This is a genomic window from Gelidibacter pelagius (assembly GCF_017581925.1).
Lineage (GTDB): Bacteria > Bacteroidota > Bacteroidia > Flavobacteriales > Flavobacteriaceae > Gelidibacter > Gelidibacter pelagius.
The window spans coordinates 82,919-99,719 of sequence record NZ_JAGEVG010000001.1 but is presented as its reverse complement, the minus strand read 5'-3'; the positions used below and the strand labels follow the sequence as shown (position 1 = coordinate 99,719).

The following is a 16,801-nucleotide window of genomic DNA, read 5'->3' as shown; positions in this document are numbered from 1 at the left end:
AACATAATGTACGTACATTTGCACGGAATTTAGAGCAAGGTATTTTTAAGCTATTCATAATGACATTAAACACTTTAAGGGCCGTATTGTTTTTAGTTTTTTCTGTAACAATTGCCAATTCTGGTTTTGCCGCACAGGAAGATGATAATGAAGACAACGGGTTCAATGCCACTGAGATGATTATGCATCACGTTAAAGATGCCCATGAATTTCATATCGTAGATTGGGATAATAAGCCAATCAGTATCCCATTACCAATTATTCTTTTTACGGATAACGGCTTGGTTACGTTTATGTCAAGTGAGTTTAATCATGATGATTCAGGGTCGCAAATTGTGGAAAAAAATGGTGAGCGTTTTGTCAAATATCATGAAAAAATTTATCAATTAGGCTCTGGCGTTGATGCTTTGGCTTTTGATGAAGAAGAACATCCTACAAACGCCACTTTGCCATTAAATTTTTCGATTACCAAAAACGTCTTTATGATGTGGGTATCGGTCCTTGTGCTATTCTTAATATTTATTTCTGCGGCTCGCAAATACGACAAATCAACCAATTTCATACCAAGAGGCATTGCTTCCTTTACTGAGCCTTTAGTGATTTTCATTAGAGATGAGGTAGCTATCCCTATGATTGGCGAAAAGAAATACAGAAAATTCATGCCGTTCTTGTTGAGTGTGTTTTTCTTTATATGGATAAATAATATTTTCGGATTGATTCCTATCTTAAATGGCGCTAACGTGAGTGGTAATATTGCATTTACTTTGACTCTGGCCTTGTTCACCTTTTTTATTACCATGTTTAGTGGTAATAAAAATTACTGGAAACATATTTTCTGGATGCCAGGCGTTCCTGTGCCGATGAAAATATTCTTAGCACCGATTGAGATTATTGGGATGTTTGTAAAACCATTTTCATTAACCATTCGTTTGTTTGCTAACATTACTGCAGGACATATTATCATCCTCTCGTTAATGTCCCTAATCTTTACCTTTCAAAGCATCGCTATTGCACCGGTATCGGTTGGGTTTTCGTTGTTCATTTTAATCATAGAAATTGTAGTTGTTGCAATTCAAGCATATATATTTACCGTGTTGTCTGCCTTATATATTGGTATGGCCACCGCGGAAGAAGACAATCATTAATTAATTTAAATTTTATATTATGACTATTACAGGAATTGCAGCACTTGGAGCTGGGATGGCAGTTATTGGAGCGGCTATTGGAATTGGTAAAATTGGTGAGTCAGCTATGAACGCTATGGCTCGTCAACCAGAAATCCAAGGAAAACTTCAAACATCTGCGCTTATCTTAGCGGCTTTCGTAGAGGCAGTAGCACTTTTTGGTGTTGTTGCGGCGATCATCGTAAGCTAAGTAACTTTAAAGAAAAACACAGAAATAACGGTTGGTTGTTTCTGTGTTTTATTACACTTCGAAGTTGTATGGTCGAAGAAAAATTTAAATTATAAAAACTTAAACCTATTATAGATGGATTTAATTACACCAGGGTTAGGACTTGTTTTTTGGTCACTCATTACCTTTTTCATTCTACTTGTAGTATTGAAAAAGTTCGCATGGAAACCAATTTTAGGAGCTGTAGACGAACGTGAGAACGGCATTAAGAATGCATTGGAAGCCGCTGATAAGGCGCGCATGGACATGGAAAATCTTAAGGCTGATAACGAACGTATCCTTAATGAAGCACGTGCGGAGCGCGAGGCCATGTTGAAAGATGCACGTGAGATCAAAAACAAAATGGTCAGTGATGCCAAAGATGAAGCGCAAGAACAGGCGACTAAAATGATCGCTCAAGCTCAAGAAGCTATTGAAAACGAAAAGAGATCAGCTATGGCTGAACTTAAAAATCACGTGGCAAGCTTATCTATTGAGATTGCAGAAAAAGTCGTTCGTGAAGAATTATCCAACAAAGACAGACAATTAGAATTGGTCGAGTCTATGTTAGGTGATGCAAAATTGAATTAAGAGGTTGCATTGAGCGCTGTTATGCGTTCGTTATGACGTAATTTAAGTATAATTAAAAGAGATTCCTGCTTTCGCAGGGAATGAATATGGCACAAACAAGAACAGCAATACGTTACGCAAAAGCAGTTTTAGATCTTGCTAAAGACCAAAAGTCGGCTGAGGTTGTTAATACTGATATGAAATCAATTGCTAATGCTGTAGAAGCCAGTACAGAGTTAAAAGATATGCTTTTGAGTGCTGTAATACCTACCGCCACGAAAAAATCGGCGTTATTGGCAATTTTTAAGGATTTGGACAAATTAAGCTCAAGTTTGATAGATACTTTAATTACAAACAAGCGGATTGATATTTTGGGTGAGGTTGCGCAAACGTATACGGAGCTATTTAATGCAAGTCAAGGCAAGCAAGTAGCAAAAGTTACATCGGCAGTGCCTTTAACTGATGAACTTAATGCTAAAGTTTTGGCGAAAGTAAAAGAGCTTACCGGAAAAGAAGCGGATCTTGTAAATATTGTGGATGCTTCCATCTTGGGAGGTTTCATTTTACGTGTTGGAGATATTCAGTACGATGCAAGTATTGCAAACAAATTAAATAAGTTAAAAAGAGAATTTACATTAAACTAAAGAGTTGGAAATAGAGGGCTACCCTCTAACGTCTAACCTCTAATATCTAATAAAAATGGCAGAAGTAAAACCAGCTGAAATTTCAGCAATCTTAAAGCAACAATTGTCAGGATTTGAAGCCAGCGCTTCATTGGACGAAGTAGGAACAGTTTTGACTGTTGGAGATGGTATTGCCCGTGTTTACGGCTTGGCAAATGTTCAATATGGTGAATTGGTTGAATTTGCAGATGGTCTTGAAGGCATCGTACTTAATCTTGAAGAAGATAACGTAGGTGTCGTATTGTTGGGACCTTCAGTGGGCGTCAGTGAAGGCTCCACTGTAAAGCGGACAGAACGTATCGCTTCCCTTAAAGTTGGTGAAGAAATCGTTGGACGCGTTGTAAATACTTTAGGAGAACCAATTGACGGAAAAGGTCCAATTGGTGGAACGCTTTATGAAATGCCGTTAGAACGTAAAGCTCCTGGTGTTATTTACCGTGAACCGGTAACTGAACCATTACAAACAGGTATTAAATCTATTGATGCCATGATTCCTGTAGGTAGAGGACAACGTGAGTTGGTTATTGGTGACCGTCAAACTGGTAAAACAGCAGTTTGTATTGACACCATTATCAATCAAAAAGAATTTTATGATGCAGGTGAGCCTGTATTTTGTATCTATGTAGCGGTTGGGCAAAAAGCTTCAACGGTTGCTTTAATTGCGAAAACATTAGAAGAAAAAGGAGCAATGGCTTACACAACGATTGTTGCGGCCAATGCATCGGATCCTGCTGCAATGCAAGTATATGCGCCATTTGCTGGCGCTGCAATTGGTGAGTATTTTAGAGATACTGGCCGCCCTGCATTGATCGTTTTTGATGATTTATCAAAACAAGCAGTAGCCTACCGTGAGATTTCGTTATTGTTACGTCGTCCACCGGGACGAGAGGCGTATCCAGGTGACGTTTTCTACCTTCACTCCAGATTATTGGAGCGTTCGGCTAAGATCATCAACAACGATGATATCGCAAAAGAGATGAACGATTTGCCAGACGTATTGAAACCAATTGTAAAAGGTGGTGGATCTTTAACGGCATTGCCAATTATTGAAACACAAGCAGGTGACGTATCGGCATATATTCCAACTAACGTAATTTCTATTACTGACGGACAGATTTTCTTGGATGGTGATTTATTTAACTCTGGTGTTCGTCCAGCAATTAACGTAGGTATTTCTGTATCTCGTGTTGGTGGTAACGCACAGATTAAATCCATGAAGAAAGTAGCTGGTACCTTAAAATTAGATCAAGCGCAATTCCGTGAACTGGAAGCATTCGCTAAGTTTGGATCTGACCTTGATGCCGTGACCTTGAACATTATTGAAAAAGGAAGACGTAACGTTGAGATCTTGAAACAAGCACAAAATGATCCGTTTAAAGTTGAAGATCAAGTAGCCATCATCTACGCCGGATCTAAAAACTTATTGAGAGATGTGCCTGTTGAAAAAGTAAGAGAATTTGAACGCGATTATTTAGAGTTCTTAAGAGCTAAGCACAGTGATACGTTGGCAGCTTTAAAGGCCGGAAAACTAACTGATGAGATTACTGATACACTGGCAGCAGTGGCTAAGGAATTATCGGCGAAGTATAGAAAATAGAAAGTTATGAGTTTAGAGTTATGAGTTCAGAGTGTTTCACTCGATTAACAACTCATAACTCCACACTCATATTTCATAACTTAAAAAGATGTCATTAGATAACAGTCCAATTCGCATTAAGAGTTTTCAATTTGCATGCGAGATTGTTCTTTTTACTGATGAATTAAAAAAAAATAAAGACTTTGAGTTAGCATCTCAAATATTAAAGAGTGGGACGAGTGTTGGTGCCAATACAAGAGAAGCTCAACGAGGTGTAAGCACAAAGGATTTTAAAAATAAGTTTGGTATAGCACTTAAAGAGGCTGATGAAACCAAATATTGGTTGGAAATTCTTGAATTAACAGGAAGAGACGTACCAAAAGACCTGAAGGATAAGTGTGAAGAGTTAATTAAGATATTAGTTGCTATAATTAAAAACTCATGACTCTGCACTCATAACTCATAACTTGAAAAATGGCAAACTTAAAAGAAATACGTAACAGAATATCATCGGTGTCTTCCACGATGCAGATTACCAGTGCCATGAAAATGGTATCTGCTGCGAAGTTGAAAAAAGCGCAAGATGCGATTACTGCTATGCGTCCGTATTCTGATAAACTAACGGAACTATTACAAACCCTAAGTGCAAGCTTAGATGCTGATTCTGGAAGTGAATTTGCAGAACAGCGTGATGTTAAAAATGTAACCTTAGTATCCATAACGTCCAATAGAGGTTTGGCAGGTGCATTTAACTCTAACATTATCAAAGAAACCAATCGTTTGATAAAAGAGGAATATGCGGGTAAGAATGTTTCTGTTTTCGCAATCGGAAAAAAGACCAGTGATGCTTTTAAGAAAGGCGATCGCGTTATTGCCAATAAAAGTGAGGTTTTTGACGATTTGACCTTTGACAACGTTGCTGAAATAGCAGATTTGTTGATGGAGCATTTCTTGACACAAAAAACGGATAAAATTGTTTTAGTTTACAACAAGTTTAAAAATGCAGCGACTCAAGAGATTATGAGCGAACAATTTTTGCCAATTGTTCCGATAGAAGGGGATGATGAAATTGACACTGATTATATCTTTGAGCCTTCAAAAGCAGAAATTGTTAAGGAATTAATCCCTAAATCTCTAAAAACACAGCTTTATAAAGCTCTTAGAGACTCTTTCGCGTCAGAACATGGCGCTCGTATGACTGCGATGCATAAAGCTACAGATAACGCCACAGAATTGAGAGATCAGCTGAAGTTAACTTATAACAAAGCACGTCAAGCTGCCATTACAAATGAGATCCTTGAGATCGTTGGTGGGGCAGAAGCGCTAAATAATTAACACACGGATTCCTGCGAAGGCAGGAACCTCGTAATTTAAAAGCCTTACTTTTCAAAGTGAGGCTTTTTTTTCTTCCATTACCGCCACAGAATTGAGCGTTCAGCTCAAATTCACCTTCAACAAAACATTTTTTCGCTCCCCAAAAAAAATTTTGCTGTAACATTTTAATGATTTTGTATCTAAAGGGAAAATCAATTAAAATGTAAATCATGAAAACAATCAAAAATTATATATTAACAATTATCTGCCTTGTCTGTTTCTCAATATCCGCTCAAAACAAAGCATTCGAAGTGACTATTGTAGGAACAGGCGATCCGATTTTATTCTTTCCTGGCTTTTCGTGCCCCGGAGAGGTTTGGCAAGATGTGGTTTCAGAATTATCAAAAACCAATGCATGTCATGTGTTCACCTTTGCTGGATTTGGAACTGTGCCTGCAATAGAAAAACCATGGTTGCCAAAGATTAAAGAAGGCATCTCCCAATACATCTCAGAAAACCAATTGCAAAATGCGACCATTGTGGGTCATAGTCTGGGCGGCACCTTGGGCCTATGGCTGGCTTCTGAAAACCACTTTGATTTCAAAAAAATAATCGTTGTGGATGCTTTGGCTTCTACCGGTGCACTAATAATTCCTAATTTTGATAGTGAAACCATTGTTTATGACAATCCTTTTAATCAAAACTTGCTGAAGATGGATGATGACCAATTTGAGATTATGGCTGGCCAAATGGTCTCTGGAATGGCCTTAAACAAGGACAAGCATGAACAAATTAAACAATGGATATTGCAAACCGATCGTGAAACCTATGTTTACGGCTACACCGATTTACTCAAATTAGATTTAAGAGAAGCCATCGCAAATATTACGGTTCCGGTAACTATTTTAGCAGCAACCCAACCTTATGGCGAGACAGCCGTCAAAACCATTTATGAAGAACAGTACAAAACCCTGAAAGGCTATACCATTAAATATGCTACTGATGCTGCACATTTCATCATGTATGATCAACCGGACTGGCTTTTAACAAACATCTCTCAAGCACTGCAATAACCAATGACAACACAAGAGAAAGCGTTTGAAGAGATTTACAGGACCAACTACCCGAAGGTTTATCGTCTTTGCCAAGGTTACACCAATGGCGATGATGCAATGTCGAAAGATTTGGCACAGGAAATCTTTATCAAGTGTTGGCAAAAGAGGCAATCGTTCCGGAATGATGCGAAGGTCTCGACGTGGATATACAGAATTGCAGTAAACACCTGTCTTCTTGAATTGCGTAAGAAAAAAACGGTACCAATTACTGATCATCTAAAACACTTGGAGGAATCCGAAGACAGCTTTTCTGTATCAAAAGAGCTCCAGTTACAACAACTATATCAGTGTATTGGGAAACTGAATACAGACAATAAAACAATAATTTTACTGGAATTGGAGGGCTTACCACAAAAGGAGATTGCTGAGATTATGGGACTAAGCCATGAAGCCATTAGAGTAAGAGTCCACAGAATAAAAAATGAATTAACTCAATGTGTTGAAAAATGAAAACATTCGAAGATTTAAAATCGCAGTGGGAAGAACAACCACAACCCGAAATACCTCATGAGGGTTCCAAGATTATCATGCAAAAAATAAATGCTATTCAAAATAAACAACGGATTACCAACGGGGTTCTTTTAACTACAACGTTTGTTTTGATAGGATTTTTCTTTTATATCAACGCCTATTCAAACCTCATTGTGAGCTTAGGACTGTTCTTAATGATTGGTTCTTTAATAGTAAGGATAATGATAGAGTACGCAAGTATTAAAGACCTTAAGCGCATGGATTTCACAAAGGATGCAGCCGCATTTAGAACCGATTTGATCAACTACTATAAAAAAAGGGTGACTACGCATTATGTGGCAACACCCATTATTCTTGCGCTTTATGCCGTTGGGTTTATCATATTGTTGCCTTCTTTCAAAGAAAACTTGTCAAAAGGGTTTTACACTTATATTGTAGTATCAGCAATAGTTATTTTAATTGTCATGGTATTTTTTATCGGAAAAGAGATTCAAAAAGAGCTGAACAGCTTAAGACAGCTTAAAAGTTCCCAAACAGACTAAAGGAAGGGAAAGAAAAAGGGGTGCTGTTGCCACTGCAATGAAGGTTTTAATGCAATTTAAATGGAATGGATTATTATAGGCATGAAGGTGACGATCGCGCTATCTATAGTAAGTCTTATTATATAGTATTGCTACGCCAAACCAAAGTAAATACAAATTATAGCAATGGTGTCAAAACACCCGTGTACTGCAACAACGAACCACAAATCATATTTACGCAAGTAGAATATTAGAGCTAAGAGTGCTCCGACAATGCCTGTAACAATTTGCCCTGTAATTCCTTGATAACTATGCATGAAGCCGAAAAAACAACCTAATAGGACAATATTAAACGAAATGCTCACTTTGCTTTCTCCAAAGAATTTAACAAATTGTCGCATAAAATAACCGCGAAAGATGATTTCTTCTCCAAATCCCGCAGAAATCCACACCACTAATAAAGCAACTAAACAGGCAGGAAGATTTCCTGTCAATTGATCAAAACTTGAATAGTCTATTGGAGCTTCTGTGAGTTTTGTTATTCCGGGAACCAATACAAAGACATAAAGAGCAAAAAGTCCTAATGCGACTAATGGAGCAAGTATAAAAATGTTTTTGAACGTAAATTTGTCACGTTGAAATCCAAGTGCTAAAAATGGTTTCCCTTTGTATTCTATATAAGTCGCTATAATGATTAATAAAGAAATTATGATATTTTCTATATAACCGATCCGCATGGGTCCAAACCATAAAAAACAGATGATTGCAATGGTAATTAATGGAATTAATAGTTGGCGTAAGGTAATTTTGCTCATTGGTTTTTGATTTTTAATTCTAAGCGAAATAATGAACAAAAACGCTAAAAGTCCCTTTAAATACCGATGTTTTTACTGAGTGGTCATAAATTTATAACTGAATAGTCGGTTGATTTTGGTATTCTTTATTGAAACCAATTCATAAATGCTTTTCGCTTGTAACGACTGATATTAATTTCCGCAATCGTATCGTTTTCAATGGAAGCTTTTAACCGGATGTGCAACTTGCCATTTTCAATTTTTTCAACTTGCTCTACAGCATCTTTGTGAATGATAACTTGCCGATTGGCTCTAAAAAACAATTGATCGTTTATTTTTTCTTCGAGCGCATTCAAGGTAAAATCGGTATTAATTGTTGTACCATCAGTTTGAACAGCATACACAATTTTGTTTTCGCTGTAGAAACAGGCAATATTTTCATAGGTAAGCTTCGTAATTTTCGCGCCGCTTTCAATAGTGATTTCAGCATCTTTTATCGATACCTTATATAAATTGTATAGGTCTTGTGCGTACAATAAACTTATCAAAATAAAACTCACTAATAAGGTAATTACCAATCCAATTGTTATATAATAGAACTCTGTCTGTCCACCCGCAATTAGATTTACAATAATATTTAAAGGAATATACATGATTGTAATATAACCTAGAGTAGAAGCCATAAACCGTACGAGCGTGACGATCTCTACCTTTCTTGAGAAATGTTTTTTCTTGTAAAATTTAAAATTAAGATGCGCTATGATTCCAATGAGGATAAATAAAACAATGGAAGACAGAAAACCTTCTATGGGAAATCTATACGATTCACCACCTGGAAAACTTTCGCGCGTTGATAAATGATTTACCACTAAAGAGAAAATCGTCAATACAATGGCTTTCTGAAACCAACGCCATGCGGAACTACTTATAAATGTAGTATGCCATCTTGTTTTTACTTTATTCTTGGTTGGTTGCGTAGTACTCATGAATTAGAAGCTCTTTTTTTTCAGATTCAAAAGTAAAGAATAATTTCTCCATAGGATTTTCACCAAGACTTTGCTCGTCAATGATTAAATTCATTTTCCCAGTTGACACTCTTTTGCAATGAGGCCCTAATGTTTTTTCTTGTAAAATTTAAAAGTAAGATGCGCTATGATTCCAGTGAGGAAACAAGCGTATAAGCATCGCAGTAGGCATGTTAAATTCCAACAGCTATTTTAGGACGAATCACCTTAGAGGTCTCCTTCGGGTTTCCTTCGGGTTTCCTTCGGGTTTAGTTCGGGTCTAGTTCGGGTCAGCCATAAATTAGAAAAAACACTAGTTGTAACCTCTTAAATCTTCGCCTGATAGGTATATAATTCATAATACCTGCCTTCTTTGGCAATCAATTGATCGTGGGTACCACGTTCTACAATATGCCCAGCTTCAATGACTAATATTTGATCGGCTTTTCTAATCGTACTTAAGCGATGCGCAATAACGATAGTCGTTCGGTCTTTAATTAATTCAGCCAAACTTTTCTGAATTAACGCCTCACTTTGGGTGTCTAAACTTGAAGTGGCTTCGTCTAAAATGATGATCTTTGGGTTGGCTAAAATAGCACGGGCAATCGCTAAACGTTGACGTTGTCCGCCAGAGAGTTTCACACCGCGTTCGCCAATTAAAGTATCTAAACCTTCATCAAACCTGTCGGTGAATTCGTTGACGTAAGCTGCGTTTACGGCATTTAGTAATTCTTCTTCCGTGGCATTTGGTCTTGGGAACATGATGTTTTCACGAATAGTCCCTTCAAATAAAAATTCATCTTGCAACACCACCCCTAAATATTGTCGGTAACTGCTTAATTTGACTTGCGATAAATCTTGATTGTCAATAGTAACCTTCCCTATTTTCGGGGTTAAAAATGTTGCAGAAAGCCCAGCAATGGTGGATTTTCCAGAACCTGAACTGCCCACCAAGGCCGTGACGGACCCTGCTGGAGCTTTAAAATTGATATTGTGCAAAATTTGTTTACCTTCTTCATAAGAGAATGACACATCAGTAAATTCAATGTCGCCTTTTAGGGTATCCAACGCGATCGTTCTGTTTTGGTTTTCTTCTTCAGCCGTCATATTCATAAGTTCTTCAGTTCTATCCAAACCAGCTAACGCCTCTGTCAATTGGCTCCCGATATTGCTCATTTGAACTATGGGAGCAATCATAAATCCAAGGATTAGGGTGAAGAACAAAAAGTCCCCAGTGGTCATTTCACCAATCATCATATAATAACCACCCATCCCCATAATGCCCGTGGTGGCTACTCCAATTAAGAATGTGGAAGAACTCGTCATTAAGGCGGTTGCCGTTAAACTCTTTTTTACATTTTGATATAACCGTTCAACCCCTTTTTCGAAAACTACATTTTCTTGTTCTTCGGCATTAAAGGCTTTAATTACCCGAACACCTGCAAGTGTTTCGGTTAATCGGCCAGTGACTTCGGCATTAATTTTACCGCGCGTTCTAAAAATTGGACGAATATATTTAAAAGCCTTCAAGGCTATAAAACCAAATATGGATAGTGGTACAAACACAAAAAGCGTCATCCAGGCATTTAATTTTATCAAGATAATCAAGGAGACAATTGCTGTAAACGAACCGCCTACCAATTGCACCAAGCCTGTACCTATAAGATTTCTAACGCCTTCAACATCCGTCATGATTCTTGACACCAGAGCACCAGATTTGGTATTATCAAAAAAGCTGATCGGTAATGAAAGGACCTTTTTCTGTACTTGAGATCTCAATTCGCTGATCAAATATTGGGCCTGTACACTTAATATCCTGGTGAGTAGAAAGGAGGTTAAAGCCTGAACTGTTATGGCGCCAATGACGATAGCAATCAACGTGTAGAGTTGGGACATATCCTTATTTGGAACAACCTCATCAAGCAAAACCTTACTCTGCCAAGGTAAAACCAAACCCGACAAACTTCGAAGAACAATCAGGATTAAACCAATAAAAACTAAATTTCGCCGAGGCCAAATAATCGTTCTGAAGGCCTGTACTATAGTCACTTTTGGCTGTGATTTATTCTTATTTTTTGGTGTGTCTTTATAATGTTGCATAATTATCTGAAAATATAATAGGGGGCAAAAATACGCATTAAAGCAGGGTTAAATGAATACACTTAATTAAAAGTATGCACCCTGAAATTTGAACGCCGCAGGTGCTGGCGTCTCGTCCATGGATCTATCATTGTGAACTTTTCAGACCTGACAGATTTTTAAAACCTGTCAGGTCTTTCATTTTTCATAGTATATAAAAACAATTCGTGCGCCTGAATGCCGAAAGGTATGTTCTGGCAGAAAAAACCACCTCCAATTGTTCTATCTTTGCCGTACTAAACAATAAGATGGCTCTAACTCTCCTTTCATCGCCTTTACAGGGCTTTACCGATTTCAGATTTCGGAATGCCTTCAATCACTACTTTGGAGGGATTGATACTTTTTATTCCCCATACATCAGGCTTAATGGAAAACTGAAGATCAAGCAATCCTATGAAAACGACATTTTACCAGAAAACAACACCAGCTTAGAGGTCATTCCGCAAATCATTACCAACGATGCCGACGAGTTTCTCTATGTTGCCAAATATGTACAAAGTTTAGGCTATAAAGAATTGAATTGGAACTTGGGTTGCCCTTATCCTATGGTTGCTAAATCGGGGATGGGTTCTGGATTAATCTGCAACCCTTCTAAAATTGATGAGGTTCTACAGAGAGCCCACAACGAGACGGATATTTTGGTCTCTATGAAAATGCGAATGGGATACGAGAATGCTGAAGAAATCTTAGATGTTTTTCCTATTTTGGATAACTATCCGCTTAAAAATATTGCCATTCACGCCAGAATAGGGAAACAACTTTACAAAGGCCCTGTGGATTTAGATGCTTTTGAAAAATGCATCGGGAGTACCAAACACAAGTTGTACTATAACGGCGATATCACCAGCGTTTCTGCTTTTAAAGCTATTGAAGAACGCTTTCCAATGCTTGATCATTTTATGATTGGCCGCGGCTTGATTGCCGATCCGTTTTTACCCAGCATGATCAAAAATAACACAACAGAATATCCCGAAAACCGATGGGCTATTTTCTCAGAATTTCACGACGCTATTTACCAACAATATGATGCCTACTTGTCTGGACCAACACCAATAAAATTAAAGATGTTAGGGTTCTGGGAGTTCTTTTCACAGTCCACTTCAAATCCCCAGAAAACATACAAAGCCATCAAAAAAGCAACAAATCCTATAAAATATAAACAGGCGGTTGCTCAAATTTTAGATAAAGAAATGAAAGCTGCACGGCATTAACTTACACGGATATTGTGGCCGCTGGGAGATTCTTCAAAACGGAATGATAATTTAATTAAATTTTAGATACTTAAAGTTTTTCATAAAATATTGCCAATATTATGTTGTGGAATGTTATTTGTTATCTTTAAGTAACAAAAACTACAATATGAAAACCTTATATCTTTTCTCAACAATTATTATGATGTCATTGAGCGCATCTAAATGCTCTGATGCAAAAAAAATGGATAAAAAAGCACCTTCAATTATTGGAGAGGTTTATGTAGAAGCCTCAAACTCGGAGGATTTGTCAGGAGACTCTGGTTACACCCTCTACATTCCAATGCATACCCAAGAAAAGCAGGACATCCAATTGGATTCGGTGTATTTTAGAAATCAAATCGTAAAGTTGGATAGAAAAACAGAAGGCGAGAATATCCTATATGTTGGAGATTTTAAAAACTTCAAAAAATCGAACGACGATATCATCATGAGCAGTAATCCGTTGGATGAAATGGCAAATAAACCACCAAGAATTCAGAATCGAATTCCTTTTGAAATTGAGGATAGTGAAGGTATCGTGAGTTATAAATATAAGGGTGATATCCGGTATTTCAAGATAGAAAACATCCAAGATAGGTCTACTGATAATGGACCAAGGTCATAAGTTTGAAGTCTACAATATTACGAGCGCCAAAGTTTCAAAGGACACTTCCGCTGAGAATTGGTTAACTCTTAGGGATTCCCTACTTTTGACCTCAAATTAAAAACCACGTTGAGCGGATTTAAAAACCTTTTTAAGCAGACCTTTATTTATGGTTTAGCCACTGTGCTGCCACGAATGTTGAGCTTTTTGTTAGTGCGTTTGCATACCGATGAAAGTGTGCTAAAATCAGTGGCGGATTATGGCGATGTATCTCTGATTTTCTCTTACTTTGTATTATTCAACGTGATCTTGGCCTATGGCATGGAAACTGCCTTTTTTAGGTTCTTCAATAAGGAAGATGATAAAGCCAAAGTTGTGGGAACGTCTTCCATCTCTTTGATTGCCTCTTCATTTCTCTTTTTTATTCTGGCTTTGACCTTTCAAAACCAAATTGCAGAGTTTATAGATATCAAACCGGAATATATTAATCTGGTCATTTGGATTTTGTTGTTGGATGCTTTGGTCATTATTCCATTTGCTTGGTTAAGAGCGAATGCGAGACCTGTAAAATATGCCATCATCAAAATTTTTAATGTGGTCATAAACCTCGGTTTGAACTTGTTCTTATTGTTATGGCTAAAAGATTTAGCTACGGAATCATCGGTGTTGGGAGCCATTTATAGACCGAATTTTGAAATCAATTATATCTTTATTGCCAATTTAGTAGCCAGTGCAGTGACGTTGCTATTGATGTCTTCATTTTATTTTAAAATAAAGTACACTTTTGATAGCGTTCTCTGGAAACAGATGATGCGTTACGCGTTTCCAGTGTTAATTGCCGGTGTTGCCTTTTCCATTAACGAAACTTTTGATAGAGTTCTTTTAGATAAGCTTCTGCCGGAAAACATTGCTAAAACGGAAATCGGCATGTATTCAGCATGTTATAAATTAGGTATGTTTATGACACTTTTTGTGACCGCTTATAAGCTTGGAGTAGAACCTTATTTTTTCAGTCATGCCAACACTGAAAACCCCAAAAAGAACTATGCCCGCATTCTCGAGTATTTTGTCATTTTCGGTTCCGCCATCCTATTGGGGGTGGTTGTTTTCGCAGATATTTTAAAAGTGATACTTATTGGGAATGAGGCTTATTGGAAGGCGATGGTTATTGTGCCCATTGTTTTATTGGCCAACTTATGTCTCGGCATTTACCATAATTTATCGGTGTGGTATAAGGTAACGGATAGAACCAAGTTTGGTGCCTATATATCGGTGTTTGGTGCGATTTTAACTTTGGCACTTAATTTTTGGCTCATTCCTATAATCAGTTATGTTGGATCAGCCATTGCTACCTTATCGGCGTATGCCTGTATGATGATGGTGTCTTATTACTACGGAAATAAATACTATCCAATCCCCTATAATTTGAAAAAAATGGGACTCTACCTGTTGGTATCCACCGCATTTTCGGTAATTTCGTTCTATGGATATCGAGAAAATTATTTTGTAGGCATCAGCTTATTGACCCTATTCCTGTTTTTGGTAATGATGCTGGAAAAGAACGAACTTAAACTACTCATAAAAAGCAAATAGTTTGTACTAAATAACTAAATGTACTGTTGAGGTATAGTAAAGAAATATAAATCACACGATTCCGTCTATTTTAAATGAATAAACATTCGTGGCAAGAAAATGAATTAAATATGAAAATCAAAATCATCAACAAATCCAATCACTCATTGCCCAGCTACGAGACCATAGCTTCCGCAGGAATGGATTTACGGGCTAATTTATCAGAATCAAGAATTTTAAAACCTTTAGAAAGAAGTATTGTAGGTACCGGTTTATTTATTGAACTTCCAATAGGCGTTGAAGCACAGGTAAGACCGCGCAGCGGACTCGCCGCCAAAAAAGGAATTACCGTTTTGAATGCACCGGGAACTATTGATGCCGATTATAGAGGCGAAATAGGCGTTATCTTGGTCAACCTGTCCAATGAAGACTTTGAAGTGGTCAATGGCGAACGCATTGCACAATTGGTCATTGCCAAGCACGAACGTGCGGAGTGGGTTGCTGTTGAAGCGCTCTCTGAAACGGATAGAGGAGAAGGTGGATTTGGCAGTACTGGAACAAAATGAAAGAAAGAAGGGTCTTCTTAATCCTGCAAGGTTTCTAAAACCTTGTAGGTATAAGGCCATACTTCTTAAATTTCCTTTTAACAAATAAATTATAAATGTAGAGATTTCCTCCTTCCTGTCTTCGGACCGGCAAGCGCAGGTATTAAGTTTAACTAAAATAGATACCTGCCTTCGCAGGTAGTTACGTATGAAAATAATAGTCCCAATGGCAGGACGTGGTTCACGTCTACGCCCACACACATTAACAGTTCCTAAACCATTAATTCCGGTGGCGGGTCAACCCATTGTCCATCGTTTGGTGAAAGACATTGCCAAAGTTTTAAATCAACCCATTGAAGAGATTGCATTTATTCTTGGTGATCCGGCATTTTTTGGAGATGATGTGGTTGAAAGTTTAACAGCTTTGGCTACAGACTTAGGAGCTAAGGCTTCCATCTATCGTCAAGATCAACCCTTAGGTACAGGTCACGCCATCATGTGCGCCAAAGAATCGCTTTCTGGACCTGCGGTGATTGCCTATGCAGACACCTTGATTAGAGCCGATTTTAATTTGGATCCAGATGCTGATGCCGTGATTTGGGTGAAGCAAGTTGATGAACCAGAAGCTTATGGTGTGGTCAAATTGAATGACAAAAAGGAAATTGTAGAGCTTGTAGAAAAACCTAAGGACTTTGTTAGCGATTTAGCTGTTATTGGGATATACTACTTTAAGGATGTGAGCGTTCTTAAACAAGAGCTGCAAGTTGTTTTGGACAACAATATTGTCCATGGTGGTGAGTATCAAATCAATGATGGGATTAAAGGCATGATGACGAAAGGCAAAGTCTTTAAAACTGGTGAAGTGGAAGAATGGATGGATTGTGGTAATAAAGCTGTTACCGTCGAAACAAACACCAGAATGTTAGGGTTTTTGCAAGCTGATGGCGAAGAGCAGATGATAGCAGCTTCAGTAACTTTAGAAAATTCAAAGATTATTAAACCTTGTTTTATTGGAGAACATGTCATTTTAAAAAATGCAACTATCGGTCCTAACGTATCTATTGGAAATAATTGCACCGTAACGGATGCCACCATAAAAAACAGTCTGATACAAACAAACAGCGTTATAAAAAATGCTAATTTAGATGAAGCCATGATTGGTAATCATGTGCATTATGATGGTAATTTTAAAACGATTAGTATCGGGGATTATTCTGTATTAGCCTAATTTCTGCGCAAGCAGGAAACCTTTAGGATCAACGCAGTTAA

The 16,801-nt window shown here is 37.6% G+C and carries 18 protein-coding genes; 15 read left to right on the top strand and 3 right to left on the bottom strand.

The annotated features are described in order from the left end of the window. Nucleotides 1-59 precede the first annotated feature (59 nt). The 10 genes from atpB to J4051_RS00400 all read left to right on the top strand — a co-directional run bounded on the left by atpB (nucleotide 60) and on the right by J4051_RS00400 (nucleotide 7,663). The gene (atpB, locus tag J4051_RS00445; RefSeq protein ID WP_208231645.1) at nucleotides 60-1,145 is read left to right on the top strand and encodes a F0F1 ATP synthase subunit A; all 1,086 of its coding nucleotides are present in this window, start codon (nucleotides 60-62) and stop codon (nucleotides 1,143-1,145) included. 19 nt (nucleotides 1,146-1,164) lie between these two features. Next, entirely contained in the window at nucleotides 1,165-1,374 is a 210-nt protein-coding gene (gene atpE, locus J4051_RS00440; RefSeq protein ID WP_182202761.1) for an ATP synthase F0 subunit C, read from the top strand. A gap of 114 nt (nucleotides 1,375-1,488) precedes the next feature. After that, the gene (locus tag J4051_RS00435) at nucleotides 1,489-1,983 is read left to right on the top strand and encodes a F0F1 ATP synthase subunit B (protein WP_208231644.1); all 495 of its coding nucleotides are present in this window, start codon (nucleotides 1,489-1,491) and stop codon (nucleotides 1,981-1,983) included. 86 nt (nucleotides 1,984-2,069) lie between these two features. Further along, nucleotides 2,070-2,606 carry an ATP synthase F1 subunit delta gene (gene atpH / locus J4051_RS00430; RefSeq protein WP_208231643.1) on the top strand — a complete coding sequence of 179 codons (537 nt, stop codon included), beginning with the start codon at nucleotides 2,070-2,072 and terminating at the stop codon, nucleotides 2,604-2,606. Between the two features lie 55 nt (nucleotides 2,607-2,661). Next, nucleotides 2,662-4,242 carry a F0F1 ATP synthase subunit alpha gene (atpA, locus tag J4051_RS00425; protein WP_208231642.1) on the top strand — a complete coding sequence of 527 codons (1,581 nt, stop codon included), beginning with the start codon at nucleotides 2,662-2,664 and terminating at the stop codon, nucleotides 4,240-4,242. A gap of 88 nt (nucleotides 4,243-4,330) precedes the next feature. After that, nucleotides 4,331-4,666: a four helix bundle protein gene (locus tag J4051_RS00420; RefSeq protein WP_208231641.1), complete on the top strand. Its 336-nt coding sequence runs from the start codon at nucleotides 4,331-4,333 to the stop codon at nucleotides 4,664-4,666. Between the two features lie 29 nt (nucleotides 4,667-4,695). Beyond that, nucleotides 4,696-5,556, top strand: coding sequence for an ATP synthase F1 subunit gamma (gene atpG / locus J4051_RS00415; protein WP_208231640.1), 861 nt, complete (start codon nucleotides 4,696-4,698; stop codon nucleotides 5,554-5,556). Nucleotides 5,557-5,765: 209 nt separating this feature from the next. After that, on the top strand, nucleotides 5,766-6,608 hold the full coding sequence (locus tag J4051_RS00410; RefSeq protein WP_208231639.1) for an alpha/beta fold hydrolase: 843 nt from the start codon (nucleotides 5,766-5,768) through the stop codon (nucleotides 6,606-6,608). 3 nt (nucleotides 6,609-6,611) lie between these two features. After that, nucleotides 6,612-7,100 carry an RNA polymerase sigma factor gene (locus J4051_RS00405; protein ID WP_208231638.1) on the top strand — a complete coding sequence of 163 codons (489 nt, stop codon included), beginning with the start codon at nucleotides 6,612-6,614 and terminating at the stop codon, nucleotides 7,098-7,100. Then, nucleotides 7,097-7,663, top strand: a complete 567-nt coding sequence (locus J4051_RS00400; protein ID WP_208231637.1) for a hypothetical protein — start codon at nucleotides 7,097-7,099, stop codon at nucleotides 7,661-7,663. The genes J4051_RS00405 and J4051_RS00400 overlap by 4 nt, the downstream gene beginning before the upstream one ends. Nucleotides 7,664-7,794: 131 nt before the next feature. Here J4051_RS00400 and J4051_RS00395 read toward each other — a convergent pair whose 3' ends face one another. The 3 genes from J4051_RS00395 to J4051_RS00385 all read right to left on the bottom strand — a co-directional run bounded on the left by J4051_RS00395 (nucleotide 7,795) and on the right by J4051_RS00385 (nucleotide 11,540). Beyond that, nucleotides 7,795-8,457 (bottom strand): CPBP family intramembrane glutamic endopeptidase, encoded by a 663-nt coding sequence (locus tag J4051_RS00395; RefSeq protein ID WP_208231636.1) that lies wholly within the window; start codon nucleotides 8,455-8,457, stop codon nucleotides 7,795-7,797. A 125-nt stretch (nucleotides 8,458-8,582) separates the two neighbouring features. Then, nucleotides 8,583-9,422, bottom strand: a complete 840-nt coding sequence (locus J4051_RS00390) for a LytR/AlgR family response regulator transcription factor (protein WP_208231635.1) — start codon at nucleotides 9,420-9,422, stop codon at nucleotides 8,583-8,585. A 345-nt stretch (nucleotides 9,423-9,767) separates the two neighbouring features. Next, nucleotides 9,768-11,540 carry an ABC transporter ATP-binding protein gene (locus J4051_RS00385; RefSeq protein ID WP_208231634.1) on the bottom strand — a complete coding sequence of 591 codons (1,773 nt, stop codon included), beginning with the start codon at nucleotides 11,538-11,540 and terminating at the stop codon, nucleotides 9,768-9,770. A 287-nt stretch (nucleotides 11,541-11,827) separates the two neighbouring features. On the opposite strand from J4051_RS00385, the gene J4051_RS00380 reads away from it, so the two are divergent. From J4051_RS00380 to J4051_RS00360, 5 genes are all read left to right on the top strand, one after another. Beyond that, on the top strand, nucleotides 11,828-12,790 hold the full coding sequence (locus tag J4051_RS00380; RefSeq protein WP_208231633.1) for a tRNA dihydrouridine synthase: 963 nt from the start codon (nucleotides 11,828-11,830) through the stop codon (nucleotides 12,788-12,790). A gap of 223 nt (nucleotides 12,791-13,013) precedes the next feature. Next, the gene (locus J4051_RS00375) at nucleotides 13,014-13,436 is read left to right on the top strand and encodes a hypothetical protein (protein WP_208231632.1); all 423 of its coding nucleotides are present in this window, start codon (nucleotides 13,014-13,016) and stop codon (nucleotides 13,434-13,436) included. A gap of 108 nt (nucleotides 13,437-13,544) precedes the next feature. After that, the gene (locus J4051_RS00370; RefSeq protein ID WP_208231631.1) at nucleotides 13,545-15,008 is read left to right on the top strand and encodes a lipopolysaccharide biosynthesis protein; all 1,464 of its coding nucleotides are present in this window, start codon (nucleotides 13,545-13,547) and stop codon (nucleotides 15,006-15,008) included. A gap of 110 nt (nucleotides 15,009-15,118) precedes the next feature. Then, the gene (gene dut / locus J4051_RS00365; RefSeq protein WP_208231630.1) at nucleotides 15,119-15,553 is read left to right on the top strand and encodes a dUTP diphosphatase; all 435 of its coding nucleotides are present in this window, start codon (nucleotides 15,119-15,121) and stop codon (nucleotides 15,551-15,553) included. A gap of 187 nt (nucleotides 15,554-15,740) precedes the next feature. Next, nucleotides 15,741-16,760: a sugar nucleotidyltransferase gene (locus tag J4051_RS00360; protein WP_208231629.1), complete on the top strand. Its 1,020-nt coding sequence runs from the start codon at nucleotides 15,741-15,743 to the stop codon at nucleotides 16,758-16,760. The last annotated feature ends 41 nt before the right edge of the window (nucleotides 16,761-16,801 follow it).

What these genes read in the sequence shown, in the direction of transcription:
- J4051_RS00400 (WP_208231637.1), top strand. Translation starts at nt 7,097, where the DNA reads ATGAAAACATTCGAAGATTTAAAATCGCAGTGGGAAGAACAACCACAA.
- J4051_RS00380 (WP_208231633.1), top strand. Translation starts at nt 11,828, where the DNA reads ATGGCTCTAACTCTCCTTTCATCGCCTTTACAGGGCTTTACCGATTTC.
- J4051_RS00405 (WP_208231638.1), top strand. Translation starts at nt 6,612, where the DNA reads ATGACAACACAAGAGAAAGCGTTTGAAGAGATTTACAGGACCAACTAC.
- dut (WP_208231630.1), top strand. Translation starts at nt 15,119, where the DNA reads ATGAAAATCAAAATCATCAACAAATCCAATCACTCATTGCCCAGCTAC.
- J4051_RS00375 (WP_208231632.1), top strand. Translation starts at nt 13,014, where the DNA reads ATGGATAAAAAAGCACCTTCAATTATTGGAGAGGTTTATGTAGAAGCC.
- J4051_RS00395 (WP_208231636.1), bottom strand. Translation starts at nt 8,457, where the DNA reads ATGAGCAAAATTACCTTACGCCAACTATTAATTCCATTAATTACCATT.
- J4051_RS00435 (WP_208231644.1), top strand. Translation starts at nt 1,489, where the DNA reads ATGGATTTAATTACACCAGGGTTAGGACTTGTTTTTTGGTCACTCATT.
- atpH (WP_208231643.1), top strand. Translation starts at nt 2,070, where the DNA reads ATGGCACAAACAAGAACAGCAATACGTTACGCAAAAGCAGTTTTAGAT.
- J4051_RS00385 (WP_208231634.1), bottom strand. Translation starts at nt 11,540, where the DNA reads ATGCAACATTATAAAGACACACCAAAAAATAAGAATAAATCACAGCCA.
- atpA (WP_208231642.1), top strand. Translation starts at nt 2,662, where the DNA reads ATGGCAGAAGTAAAACCAGCTGAAATTTCAGCAATCTTAAAGCAACAA.
- atpB (WP_208231645.1), top strand. Translation starts at nt 60, where the DNA reads ATGACATTAAACACTTTAAGGGCCGTATTGTTTTTAGTTTTTTCTGTA.
- J4051_RS00420 (WP_208231641.1), top strand. Translation starts at nt 4,331, where the DNA reads ATGTCATTAGATAACAGTCCAATTCGCATTAAGAGTTTTCAATTTGCA.
- J4051_RS00410 (WP_208231639.1), top strand. Translation starts at nt 5,766, where the DNA reads ATGAAAACAATCAAAAATTATATATTAACAATTATCTGCCTTGTCTGT.
- atpG (WP_208231640.1), top strand. Translation starts at nt 4,696, where the DNA reads ATGGCAAACTTAAAAGAAATACGTAACAGAATATCATCGGTGTCTTCC.
- atpE (WP_182202761.1), top strand. Translation starts at nt 1,165, where the DNA reads ATGACTATTACAGGAATTGCAGCACTTGGAGCTGGGATGGCAGTTATT.
- J4051_RS00360 (WP_208231629.1), top strand. Translation starts at nt 15,741, where the DNA reads ATGAAAATAATAGTCCCAATGGCAGGACGTGGTTCACGTCTACGCCCA.
- J4051_RS00390 (WP_208231635.1), bottom strand. Translation starts at nt 9,422, where the DNA reads ATGAGTACTACGCAACCAACCAAGAATAAAGTAAAAACAAGATGGCAT.